Source organism: Lactobacillus sp. W8093, from assembly GCF_016100925.1.
GTDB classification, from domain to species: Bacteria; Bacillota; Bacilli; order Lactobacillales; family Lactobacillaceae; genus Lactobacillus; species Lactobacillus helsingborgensis.
The window spans coordinates 126,546-138,295 of the sequence record NZ_JACFRL010000002.1 but is presented as its reverse complement, the minus strand read 5'-3'; the positions used below and the strand labels follow the sequence as shown (position 1 = coordinate 138,295).

The 11,750-nt window shown below is 36.9% G+C and carries 10 protein-coding genes and 1 pseudogene; 3 read left to right on the top strand and 8 right to left on the bottom strand.

All coding sequences use genetic code 11. From position 1 onward, the window contains the following. The first annotated feature begins 98 nt into the window (after positions 1 to 98). Positions 99 to 1,484 carry an NADP-dependent phosphogluconate dehydrogenase gene (gene gndA / locus H3T47_RS01930; RefSeq protein ID WP_046327839.1) on the top strand — a complete coding sequence of 462 codons (1,386 nt, stop codon included), beginning with the start codon at positions 99 to 101 and terminating at the stop codon, positions 1,482 to 1,484. Positions 1,485 to 1,581: 97 nt separating this feature from the next. Further along, positions 1,582 to 3,138 (top strand): ClC family H(+)/Cl(-) exchange transporter, encoded by a 1,557-nt coding sequence (locus H3T47_RS01925; RefSeq protein WP_199282363.1) that lies wholly within the window; start codon positions 1,582 to 1,584, stop codon positions 3,136 to 3,138. A 168-nt stretch (positions 3,139 to 3,306) separates the two neighbouring features. On the opposite strand, the pseudogene H3T47_RS01920 reads toward H3T47_RS01925, so the two are convergent. The 4 genes and pseudogenes from H3T47_RS01920 to H3T47_RS01905 form a co-directional block, all read right to left on the bottom strand. Next, positions 3,307 to 4,096: pseudogene (locus H3T47_RS01920) on the bottom strand (MFS transporter); the annotation flags it as partial. A gap of 166 nt (positions 4,097 to 4,262) precedes the next feature. Next, the gene (locus H3T47_RS01915) at positions 4,263 to 4,598 is read right to left on the bottom strand and encodes a hypothetical protein (RefSeq protein ID WP_199282362.1); all 336 of its coding nucleotides are present in this window, start codon (positions 4,596 to 4,598) and stop codon (positions 4,263 to 4,265) included. A gap of 98 nt (positions 4,599 to 4,696) precedes the next feature. Then, positions 4,697 to 6,007, bottom strand: coding sequence for an NCS2 family permease (locus tag H3T47_RS01910; RefSeq protein ID WP_109918971.1), 1,311 nt, complete (start codon positions 6,005 to 6,007; stop codon positions 4,697 to 4,699). A 303-nt stretch (positions 6,008 to 6,310) separates the two neighbouring features. Continuing rightward, positions 6,311 to 7,618, bottom strand: coding sequence for an NCS2 family permease (locus tag H3T47_RS01905; RefSeq protein ID WP_046327835.1), 1,308 nt, complete (start codon positions 7,616 to 7,618; stop codon positions 6,311 to 6,313). 223 nt (positions 7,619 to 7,841) lie between these two features. Between H3T47_RS01905 and H3T47_RS01900 the strand changes: the two genes are divergently transcribed. Next, positions 7,842 to 8,633, top strand: a complete 792-nt coding sequence (locus tag H3T47_RS01900) for a Cof-type HAD-IIB family hydrolase (RefSeq protein ID WP_199282361.1) — start codon at positions 7,842 to 7,844, stop codon at positions 8,631 to 8,633. On the opposite strand, the gene H3T47_RS01895 is transcribed toward H3T47_RS01900, so the two are convergent. The 4 genes from H3T47_RS01895 to H3T47_RS01880 form a co-directional block, all read right to left on the bottom strand. After that, positions 8,630 to 9,478 (bottom strand): amino acid ABC transporter substrate-binding protein, encoded by an 849-nt coding sequence (locus H3T47_RS01895; RefSeq protein ID WP_199282360.1) that lies wholly within the window; start codon positions 9,476 to 9,478, stop codon positions 8,630 to 8,632. The genes H3T47_RS01900 and H3T47_RS01895 overlap by 4 nt on opposite strands. Beyond that, positions 9,479 to 10,132, bottom strand: coding sequence for an amino acid ABC transporter ATP-binding protein (locus tag H3T47_RS01890; RefSeq protein WP_046327832.1), 654 nt, complete (start codon positions 10,130 to 10,132; stop codon positions 9,479 to 9,481). A 15-nt stretch (positions 10,133 to 10,147) separates the two neighbouring features. Then, positions 10,148 to 10,789: an amino acid ABC transporter permease gene (locus H3T47_RS01885; protein ID WP_038524791.1), complete on the bottom strand. Its 642-nt coding sequence runs from the start codon at positions 10,787 to 10,789 to the stop codon at positions 10,148 to 10,150. Positions 10,790 to 11,055: 266 nt separating this feature from the next. Next, positions 11,056 to 11,745, bottom strand: coding sequence for a deoxynucleoside kinase (locus H3T47_RS01880; protein ID WP_046327831.1), 690 nt, complete (start codon positions 11,743 to 11,745; stop codon positions 11,056 to 11,058). Positions 11,746 to 11,750 lie beyond the last annotated feature (5 nt).

The window sequence follows — 11,750 nt, the reverse complement described above, 5'->3', positions numbered from 1 at the left end:
ATTAGAATGAAAAAAGCGGAACTTTTTGAAAGTTTCGCTTTTTTGCTGTCTTACAAGTATAATAATAAAGTATGATTTTTAATGATGGAGGACTATCAATGCAACAATTCGGTATTATAGGCTTATCGGTTATGGGTAAGAACCTGGCTTTAAATATTAGAAATAATGGCTTTTCCGTTTCTGGCTTTTCAATTGATAAGCCAGAAGTTGATGCTTTTGCTAAATATAAGGATGCTAAACTAAAACCAACTTATACTTGGGAGGAATTTGTTAATTCACTGGAAAAGCCACGCAAAATTTTAATTCAAATTGCCGCGGGTAAGCCCGTTGATGAGACTTTGCAAAAATTATTACCTTTGCTTGATCAGGGTGATATTTTGCTTGATGGTGGCAATTCTAATTTTCATGATACCAATCGCCGTTTTCATGAAATGGAAAAACATGGTATTCATTTTATTGGAATGGGTGTCTCAGGTGGTGAAGAAGGTGCTTTAAATGGCCCTGCACTCATGCCGGGTGGTGATGAAGAAGCCTATAATGAGGTCGCACCTATATTAGAGGCGATTGCAGCTAAAAATGAGGAAGGTCAGCCATGTGTCAGCTTTATTGGTCCAGAAGGTAGCGGACATTATGTCAAAATGGTTCATAATGGTATCGAATATGGCATCATGCAGGAATTTTCTGAAGTCTATGATATACTGCGAAAAGTTGCAGGCAAAACAAATGACGAAATGTCGGCCATCTTTGCTGACTGGAACAAGGGTATAGTCAAGGCGTATCTTAGTGAAATAACTGCTGAAGTTTTAAAGCAAAAAGATGAGTTGACCCCCGACCATGTGATTGATCATATTTTGAATGTTGCATCTTATAAGGGTACTGGTAATTGGATGCTTGAAGATGGTGTGCATTTGGGTGCGCCGATTAGCGTAATCGCTGAAGCAGTTATTAGCCGTTTTATGTCTAAGGCAACTACGCGTGAAGGTGCAGAAGTAAAATGGAGTGGTGCTGTACCTGACGACTTGGTTGATAATCTCGGTCAAGCTTTGCAATTGAGCCAAGCTGTAGCTTATGCTCAAGGCTTCCAACAGTTAAAAATGGCTGCGGATGCTTATAATTGGGACTTACGTTACCCAGCAATTGCACAATCATGGGAGGCAGGGTGCATTATTCGCTCATCAATGTTAAAAGATATTGAAAAAGCTTTTGCTGAGGGTAAAAAGCTTGATAATATGTTCCAAGATCCATACTTTAAAGACTTGATGAACAAGAATATTCCAGCATTACGGGCTGTAATTGAACTAGCAACTAAAGCGGGCATTCCAACACCGACTTTAAGCGCATCACTGAATTACTTAGAATCAATCTTTAACCCGAGTTTGCCGGCAAATCTCATTCAAGGGCAACGTGACTACTTTGGTGCCCATACCTATCTCAGAAATGACCGTGACGGTGTTTACCACACCCAATGGTATGAAGAAAAATAATTTTGTTACACGTGTAACAACTGAAACCAGTTAAGTTCGAGCTTTGACTGGTTTTTTGCTAGTGTGAAAAATATTTTAGCTAAAGAGTGGAGGTACTATGAAAAATAAAAAAGCGCAAATAAAACTTTTGGTCCTAGCCATGGTGGTAGGACTCTGTAGTGGCATAGTAGTTGGTTTTTTTCGCTTTGGCATCGCCAAAATGACAAAGCTATGGTTGACTCTGTTTCACGTGGCACATAAAAACTTTCTCTGGTTTATGCCCATTATTCTTGGTCTGATGGCGGTAGGAATAATTGCAGGCTATTTTGTTAAAAAATACCCGCATGTTGGTGGTTCAGGCATACCTGAAGTAAAACTGCAATTGGCAGGGAACCTGACTTTAAGCTGGTGGCCGACACTATGGCGTAAAGTAGTAGGAGGCATTTTAGTTATAAGTACAGGGCTGTTTTTAGGACCTGAGGGTCCTTCTTTACAAATAGGCTCAACTATAGGTCAAGGTGTCGGAGAAAGCGCTAAAGAGTCTAAAACAAACGCTCGCGTGCTTTTAGCAACGGGAGCAGCCAGCGGTTTGGCTGCCGCTTTTGGGGCTCCGCTAAGTGGAGCCTTATTCGTACTTGAAGAAGTTTTTCACAACTTTTCTCCCCGGGTCTGGATGAACGCACTTGCAGGTGCTTTAGTAGCTGATTTTGTTGTTTCCAATATTTTTGGGCAGAAGCCATCTTTATCGCTTGTTTATCGTCATTCCTTTCCTGTAAAGTTATATGGCTATTTGCTCATTTTAGGTTTGCTCTTAGGATTATTAGGTCATTTATATAAAGCTGGACTCTTTAAGGGTAAAAAGTTATACACAAAAATTACTTTCTTACCTAGCTGGCTCTACGGGTTGATCCCACTATTTTTGTTAATCCCAATTGCCTACTTTTGGCCACTAATAACCGGTCCAGGTAATCGTTTGATTTTAGCTTTACCACAAATAATTAAACACAGTGGCTGGAAGGTAATTGGCATTTTGGTATTTTTCTTTATCATTAGAATAGTATTTTCCATTATTTCCTATGATTCAGGACTGCCCAGTGGCATTTTTCTGCCAATATTGACAATGGGGGCTTTAATTGGTGCAGTCTATGGCTTAACTTTAGTGCAGCTTCATTTATTACCAGCAAAATTGGTTATTAATCTAGTAATTTTTGCTATGGCGGGGTTTTTTGCTGCGGTAATACGGGCACCTTTTACCGCCATAATGCTTATTACGGAAATGGTTGGCTCATTACTACATTTAATGCCACTTGCCGTGGTGGCCTTTGTGGCACTGCTAGTCGATGAATTTTTAAATGGAGAGCCAATATATGGTACGCTGGCACGTGCAATGTTGACAAACAGTAAAAAGCAGCAGGTTAAAATTTCTGGTGAAACTGATCAATTGACTGTGCCTATTTATGAAGATAGTCAATTAAACGGGAAAATGATTATGCAAATCAAATGGCCTCAACATACTTTAGTTAAAGCAGTTTATCGCGATGGCAAGTCTATTATTCCCAATGGTCAGACTAAAATTAAAGCAGGTGATTCTCTGATTTTGACCTTAGATGCAGGTCGCCGAGGGGCCGTATTTAGCCAAATTAAACGGATGCAAAAAGTGCGCTACGACGGCTAAAAAAGACACGCTAGTAGAATAGCGTGTCTTTTATTTCGGCTCTATAATTTATCCTGTTGATGACTTATCCATATGGTAAGCTGTTAATAGGTTTTTTATTGCATAAAAAAGGAGGACATCTTCCTCTTGCTTCTTGTAATAAATATTAACACCATTCAATATTTTATAGAAGGTTTGACAAGCATAAAAACTGCCGCCTACTAGTGTACTTCTGATATACTTTTTGCTAAAAAGTATTGTCCAAGAAACTTGTCCTTGCTTTTTAGAGCGTTTAAAGTGACAAGAGATGCCCCATTTATGACCTAAAATTCTACCAATTAATCGTTTGCAGTTTTAACTTTACCCTTACTTGCTAACCATCTAGGAGAAGGCGGCAAGGGAAAGAAACTACGGAAAAGAGCTGTGAGCAATGCTGGTATGGCACCAGTTGCTAAAATAATTTGCCAGGTATGTTGAGACCATATCCTTCAAGATAAGTCCCAGTTAAGTACGAAACAATAAAGCCTAAAACCCAGTAGATTAATAGGTGACTTTGTCGTTTATTATCCTCACCTTTAGGCAGCCATTCAGTTAATAAAGCATTTCCCGCTGTATAATCAATTGCCATCATCAGTCCAATGCCAAACCTAATTAAAAAAGTCAGCGCTAAACTGCTTGTAAGGGGATGTAAAAGTGAAAGGATAGCTAATATATACATGTTGCTCATCAATAATTGGCTACGACCAATTTTATCGGATAAACGACCGATAAGTGCGCTGCTAGATAAACCAATCAGTCCACCAGCACCGATAAGTCCGATCCACATATCACTAATTTGAATATATTTTGCAGCATTAGTCAATGCGCTGCCAGTAATCCCTAATGAAAAGCCACAGATAAATTGGCCCAAAACAATGGCAGTCAATACCCGCAAATGAACTTTTGAAAGTGGCGCTTTTTTATAATCTTTTTTGGCTATTTTTCCTTTTTTCTAGCATAGTAATAGATTAAGCAATCACTGCTCAACCTACTTTATAACATCCCTTTCAATAAATGACTTAACTGTTATCTAAAATAACAAATTTTTAGTGTTCGTGCAAAAAGACTGGGGAAAGGTAGCTTGAAATTTAAGCGCTGGTTACCCTTTATTTTTGAAAAACTAAGCCGAATAATACCAATATTAAAGCTGCTAAAAGCCAGATACTGAAATTTACCACTGCTTTTGCCGTATTTTTGTTATCACGGCTAATATGATTGATCAAATATTCGCCAGCAAATAGTGTAAAGCTAAAAGTGATGAGCCATAAAATGGCGCAAAGCCTTCCAGTAATAGAATAGGGGAAAAAGGCTGAATTAAAATTGGTTAGTAAAGCAACAAAAAAGAAAGTAGTGGTACCGGTATATTGATTAAGCAATTTTTTGGCAGTTTTGGGCATAGTAATTTCGCTTCTTTCGCTGTTAGTTAAAATATTATGCTGCATTATAATACTAAACAAACAAAAAATAAATATTTATTAAATATGTAGAAAACAAAAAATCACTTCTAAAGAAGTGATCCTTAATAATTAAATTAATATTTTTACATATTTGTGATTAAGAAAAAGAGCACGAACACAACTAGTAAGACGTACATCATTGGTGAAACTTTTTTGGCTTGCTTAGAAGCGATCATAGTAATCGGGTAGGCAATCATACCAAGAGCCAAACCATCTGAAATACTATAAGTTAGTGGCATGCCAACTACAGTTAAAAATGCTGGAAAAGCAATCTCAAATTTGTCCCAGTTAATTTTTTTCAGGTTTCCTGCCATTAGCACACCGACAATGATCAATGCAGGTGCAGTTACAGTGGTAGGAATAACAGCTAACAGCGGGCTGAAAATCATTGAAATCAAGAAAAAGATTCCTACAAAAATGGCAGTTAATCCGGTACGGCCTCCCATTGCAATTCCCGCACTTGATTCTACAGAAGTCCCGAGTGGTGCTGTGCCCAAGACAGCTCCTTCAACCATTGCTAAAGAATCAGAAATAAAGGCCCTGCCGATACGTGGAATCTTACCATTTTCATCGACCATACCGGCTTGTTCTGTCATACCAATCAGGGTACCTGCGGTATCGAAAAATGTAACTAAAAGAAAAGTTAAAACTACCATAAACAATTGTGGAGTATTAATGTCTTTTAAATGAAAAACAGCCTGCCCAAAGGTAGGGGCAATACTGGGAGCACTGGCAATAATACCTTTAGGAACAGCGACTTGACCGATAATCACCCCGAACACAGCTGTTACCACCATGCCGATAAAGATTGAACCGGGAATATTCATAGCCATTAAAATTACTGTTAAGGTTAAACCAAAGAGGGTAATCCAAACAGCTGGTGAATTAAACTTACCTAGAGTAACTAAATTTGAGTCACTGTTTACGATTAATTTACCATTTTGCAAACCAATGAATGCGATAAATAAACCGATTCCAGCTGAAATAGCATATTTCAAATCTTGTGGAATAGCATCAACTACTATTTCACGTAATTTCAAGACTGTTATCAAAATAAACAAGATAGACGCTACTAAAACTGCAGCTAAAGCTGTTTGCCAGTTAATATGCATGCCGCCACAGACATTGTAAGCAAAAAACGCAGCACTACCTAATGTTGGCGCTAAAGCTACAGGATAATTTGCTACCAAACCCATAATGAAACAACCAATTGCAATTGAAATTGCTGTGACAGTAAAAGCTGCTCCTTTATCAATACCAGCTGCGTGTAAAATGTTAGGGTTAACAAAAAGGATGTAGGAGAGACTGACAAACGTGGTTAATGCAGCTATTAATTCACGTTTAACAGTGGTATGAGCATCGTTTAAATGAAAGACTTTGTCTAATGTCGTCATTTTTTCCTCCAAAAATATTTAAATTACAAAAAACTAATATATCTAGTATATAACTTATTTGTACTGTGAGTTACCCGAATAGAGAATATTTCCCAGGAAATAATTGCTATTGGCTAGTTTTGATTAGTATCTTTGTGATTGGTTAAAATAAAATCATTGCTTAATTATTAAAATAAGGCTCCACCAAAATTTAGTGTGCAATAAATCTAGTTTGGAGATTAGATAAATAGTTAGTAACTCTTATAAAAAATGTGTTAAAAAAGCAAATATATTTTAAATATATTTGCTTTTTAGATATTAATTTTAGAAGTTCAAAACCCATAAGAAGACTATAAATACGAAGAACAGTATCCACATCATTGGGGTAACTTCTTTAGCACGTTTAGCTGCTACCATACAGATTGGATAGGTTATCAGTCCTAAAGCCAAACCATCTGAAATGGAATAGGTAAGAGGCATACCAATTAATATTAGGAAAGCCGGCACGGCAATTTCCATTTTATCCCAATGTATGTGTGCCGTATTTTGTGCCATCAGGACACCAACAATAATTAATGCCGGTGCTGTCACGTGAGTGGTAAATAAGCCTAAAAGTGGACTGAATATCATTGATATTAAGAAGAAGATGGCTACGAAGACAGCTGTTAAACCTGTCCGTCCGCCAACCGCAATACCAGCACTTGACTCAACGAAAGCACCGACTGGTGAAGTTCCCAAAATTGAACCAACCATCATGGCTGTTGAGTCAGAAGCTAAAGCTTTGCCTACACGTGGCATTTTATTATCTTTCATAAAACCAGCTTGTTGGGCTAAACCGATTAAGGTACCAGCAGTGTCAAAGAATGTAACCAAGAGAAAAGTCAATACAACTACCCACATTTGTAAAGTATTAATATCTTTCACATGAAAAATTGCTTGACCAAATGAAGGAGCAATACTTGGCGCTACTGAAACTATTTTGGTTGGCAAAGAAATCTGTCCAGTTATTACACCAAAAATGGCAGCTAAGACCATACCGATAAAAATAGCACCGGGTACATTTAAAATCATTAAGATAACAGTGACAATTAAGCCAAAAATGGTAATCCAAACGGCTGGATCATGAAGGGAACCTAGTCCAACTAAAGTAGACTTATTTCCTACGATTAAGCCACCGTCTTGCATTCCTAAGAATGCAATGAACAAACCAATTCCAGAAGAAATTGCGAATTTTAGGTCAGAAGGGATAGCGTTGATAATCTTTTCCCTTAACTTAAACATAGTGATCAGAATAAAAATAATTGAAGCAACAAAAACTGCCGCCAAAGCTGTTTCCCATGAAACATGCATACCTACACAGACTGTATAAGCAAAGAAAGCATTGATGCCTAAAGCTGGGGCTTCGCCAATAGGATAATTGGCAACTATACCCATTATTGCTGTACCTAATGCACTAGCTAAAGCTGTTGCTGTAAAAACAGCACCTTTATCCATGCCACTAGCACCCAAAACACTAGGATTAACAAATAAAATGTATGACATGCTGATAAAAGTTGTTAGACCAGCGAGAAATTCAATTTTAACGTTGGTTTTATATTTATCGAGTTGAAAATAACTCTTTATAAAATTCATCTAACCTCTCCCAAATTTATTGTTCGTCTTTTAATATTAATTAGACAACGATTATAGTTTACCATTCATGAAAATAAATGTAAACACGAATTATAAGAGGTAAAAGTATAGCAAAAAGCAATTATTCTCAACTATAAGCCAAAACCGCAAGTTGACCGCACGATAGGATAATCGGTAAAATGAAAATAAATATCATAGATATTGCAGTCCATAAGGAGGAAAAATGGCTAAACTGATTTTTTCGGATATTGATGGTACCTTAATCAATTCAAAGCAAGAAGTTACCCCGAAAACTAAACTTGCTATCCGTCAGCAAATTATTAAAGGCAACGTCTTTATTCCGGTTTCTGCACGTATGCCACAAGCAATCATGACTGTCGCAGGACAAATTACCAAGTCTTGCCCAATGGTCGCATACAACGGTGCTTTAGTGCTAGATGAGATGGGACAACCACTGAACTCCTATTTTATGACAGCTGCTAAAGCAGCAGAAATATGCACATACATTGAAAGTAAAAATAATGGTGTCGTTTGGAATGTATATAGTGGCAATAACTGGTATTATTTCCCGGGAAATAATAATAGGCGAGTTAGAAATGAAGAAGCAATAGTAAGAGTTAAGGCACAACAGAGTTCTATTGCTGAAGTCAAAAAACTTAAGGGTGTGCATAAAATTTTGCTCATGGGGGCTCCAGAATTATTAGATGCCACGCAGAAAGACTTACAGGGTTTGTATCCCGAGTTTTATATAGTAAAATCTGCGTCTAACTTGTTAGAAGTTGTTGTTAAAGGGGTCTCTAAAGGACAAGGTGCTAGAGCGATAGCACAGGAATTTGGAGTAGATTTAAAGGACTGCTGGGCTTTTGGTGATAATTATAATGATGAAAAGATGCTTGAAGCGGTTGGTCATCCAGTAATAATGGGAAATGCTCCTGAAAATTTGAAGAAAAAATTTAGAACTACATTAGATAATAATCACGATGGTATTGCCTTAATACTCAATCAATTAAACTAGTTTATATAAAGTAATGGAGATTCGGCCTTTTTGCCAAACCATTTGTGGTCAATTTTTGTAATAGTGCCATTTCTAGCTAATTTGGTCAATGCGTGGTTAATTTTGCGTTTTAAAGTTATATCACTTTTTCTCATACCCACACCAAATTCTTCTTTAGGAAATGGACTATTAATTTGAGTATAATCTTCTGGATGCTTTTGTCGGGAAATGTAATAGTTGGCATAAGTACTATCAATTAATAAACCTTGAATACGACCGGCATTAAGGTCAATAAAGGCATTTGTAAAAGAATCATAGAGAATTGGCTCATGGTTTTTAATTCGCTTTTTAAAAACCTGTGGATATTGCATTACATCATTGTAGCCGGAAGAACCTGTTTGTACACCCAGCGTCTTACCTTTCATGGCAGCGATCTGATCTATCTTATTTTTTTTAAGGCTTACTAAAACTTGGGTGGAATATAGGTAAGTTTTACTAAAATTAATTTTAGCTTTCCGTTCGGGATTTTTACTAAAGCCATTCCAAATGAGGTCAATCGTACCGTTTTTAAGTTCAGTGGTGTTCATTGACCAATCAATAGTCTGGAAACTAACTTTGATATCATAAAGATCAAAAACGGCTTTAGCAAGATCGACATCATAGCCGATTAACTGACCATTCTTTTGCCTAAAATCCATCGGTACAAAAGTATCATCAACACCAACAGTAATGTAACCACGCTGCTTTATGTGAGACCAATTGTCTACCGTATTCGCTTTTCTATTCACTGATATGCCGCTACAAGCAGAAATGAATAAGGTACAAATTAGAGTTATTAATAAAGCCGCAAGGCGCTTAATTTTCACTTACATTACCTTCTTATCATCTAGAGCTTTAACGGTAAAAATCTGATCAGCCACTTGGTGTGCAAATTCCATGTCATGAGTGACAATAATTTGAGTCATTTGGTTGTCGGTTTTTAATTTTAAAATTATTTCGCCCACTTTTGTCCGCAATGCAGGGTCTAAAGCAGATGTGGGCTCATCATAACATAAAATGTGAGGCTGCATTGCTAATGCCCTGACAATAGCTACTCTTTGCTGCTGGCCACCTGATAATTGGTACGGATAAAGGTTTTCTTTTCCGTTTAAATCAAGCTGTTTTAATAATTTACGGGCTTGCTTTTCAGCTTGACTAGCTGTTTCTTTTAAAACTAACGTAGGTGCAAGAGTAATGTTATCAATAACGGTTAGGTTGGGAAAAAGTTCGTAACTTTGAAAAACGACACCAATAATGTGGTTTTTGCTATCAGGCTCAGCTGGATTAAATTCTTGTCCGTTCCAGAGAAATTTACCGGAATCTATTTTTTCTAACCCACTTAAACAACGTAGTAGCGTGGTTTTTCCAGCACCTGACGGTCCTACAATAGCTAGAATTTGTCTGTCCGGGATAGTGAGATTTAATTTATTGAGTATAAGGCGGGAACCAAATTTTTTAGTAATGTTCTTAAGTTCTAGCATAATATTTCCTTTGCATTATTTCCATTTAGCAAAATTGTGTTCGATTTTTTTCAGTAAGAATGATGCAATACCGGTCATCATTAAATATATTATTCCTACTATTACTAATGGAACCAGTGTTACGTCTCTAGCAGTGGCGACATTCCCAGCTCGTAATAGTTCTCCCAAACCGATAACATAAACCAGAGAAGTATCTTTTACTAAATTAATGACTTCGTTGCCAATAGAGGGAATAACTATTTTACTAACCTGGGGAATAATAATGTGAGACAAAGTTTGCCAATAGCTTAGCCTTAAAACCCGAGCACTTTCATATTGACCCACCGGTATTGATTGAAAGCCACCACGAAATATTTCTGCAAAATAAGCAGTGTAGTTTAAGATGAAAGCAAAAAGTGCAGCATCGTATCGTTGAAATATGATACCAATGATTGGCAGACCATAAAAAATAAAAATTAGTTGTAAAAGCAATGGAGTTCCACGCATAATCCAAATATAGAATTTTAGTATTAAGCGCAGTGGCTTAAAGCGAGAAAGTAAACCTAAACTAACGATGATTCCCAGAGGAATAGAAACGATCAAAGTCCAAAAGAACAAGATCAAAGTCATTTTTGCGCCTGTGATTAAAGAGGGCATGATTGAGATGATATAGTCCATTTTCTTCTCCTTTGTATTTAGCTGAGACCGAGTTTAAGTTGGTAAAAATATTTCTACATAACATAATTAAAAAAATATGTGAAAAAAGATATGATTTAATAATAACACAAATCTAGCGCCTTATTACTTTTGATTAAACAATCTAAAGCCTGTATTTGGTCAATTTGAGGCTTGATTATTAAATGACATAAAAAATAGTATAACACTAAGTGAAAAAGAACCCCTAGAGTAATAACTAGGGGTTCTTTGAGTAAGCTAACTTTTGTTTATTGTTCTTCTATTTGAATATCTGTTGGTTTGTCCCAAGAGTTGGGTAATTTACCCATTTCTTTTAGCTTGGTAACAATTTGATCTAGTACAACTTCTCTGGCATGTTCGTCAGTCATGAAGTCCAGCTTGTCACCATCAATCTCCATTTTAGGAGAATAATCGTATTTTTCGTACCATGGTTTGTAATAGCGCAAAAGCCGTTTATAGTAATCTTCCAGTGTCGCGTCATAGCTCAGCTGTTCGTATGGTCGACCACGTTTTTGGATCCTTTTAATCATGGTATCGTATGAAACATTAATGTGAACCAGCAGATCTGGGTTTTTCTTTGGCATGTGCTTAAGTTCACCCATCATGTTGTTGAGAAGTTCGTAATATGTATCTACTTCTTCACTCGTTGCGCGCCCAATATCAGCGTTCATTTGGAAGAAAAGGGCATCCTCATAGATTGAACGATCAAGAACGTTGTTATCGTCAGTTAGTGCGTTTTTGATGCTACGAAAACGAGTGTTAAGGAAAAACACCTGAAGTAAGAATGCGTATTTTTTAGGATCAGCGTAAAAGAGTGGCAAAACTGGGTTATTGTCGACACTTTCGTAAAATGGTTTAGTTCCTAAATATTTGGCTAAAATACTGGTTAGACTGGATTTACCGGCTCCAATTGGCCCGCTTAAAACAATAACTGTCATCACGT

What these genes read in the sequence shown, in the direction of transcription:
- gndA (WP_046327839.1), top strand. Translation starts at nt 99, where the DNA reads ATGCAACAATTCGGTATTATAGGCTTATCGGTTATGGGTAAGAACCTG.
- H3T47_RS01925 (WP_199282363.1), top strand. Translation starts at nt 1,582, where the DNA reads ATGAAAAATAAAAAAGCGCAAATAAAACTTTTGGTCCTAGCCATGGTG.
- H3T47_RS01915 (WP_199282362.1), bottom strand. Translation starts at nt 4,598, where the DNA reads ATGCAGCATAATATTTTAACTAACAGCGAAAGAAGCGAAATTACTATG.
- H3T47_RS01910 (WP_109918971.1), bottom strand. Translation starts at nt 6,007, where the DNA reads ATGACGACATTAGACAAAGTCTTTCATTTAAACGATGCTCATACCACT.
- H3T47_RS01905 (WP_046327835.1), bottom strand. Translation starts at nt 7,618, where the DNA reads ATGAATTTTATAAAGAGTTATTTTCAACTCGATAAATATAAAACCAAC.
- H3T47_RS01900 (WP_199282361.1), top strand. Translation starts at nt 7,842, where the DNA reads ATGGCTAAACTGATTTTTTCGGATATTGATGGTACCTTAATCAATTCA.
- H3T47_RS01890 (WP_046327832.1), bottom strand. Translation starts at nt 10,132, where the DNA reads ATGCTAGAACTTAAGAACATTACTAAAAAATTTGGTTCCCGCCTTATA.
- H3T47_RS01885 (WP_038524791.1), bottom strand. Translation starts at nt 10,789, where the DNA reads ATGGACTATATCATCTCAATCATGCCCTCTTTAATCACAGGCGCAAAA.
- H3T47_RS01880 (WP_046327831.1), bottom strand. Translation starts at nt 11,745, where the DNA reads ATGACAGTTATTGTTTTAAGCGGGCCAATTGGAGCCGGTAAATCCAGT.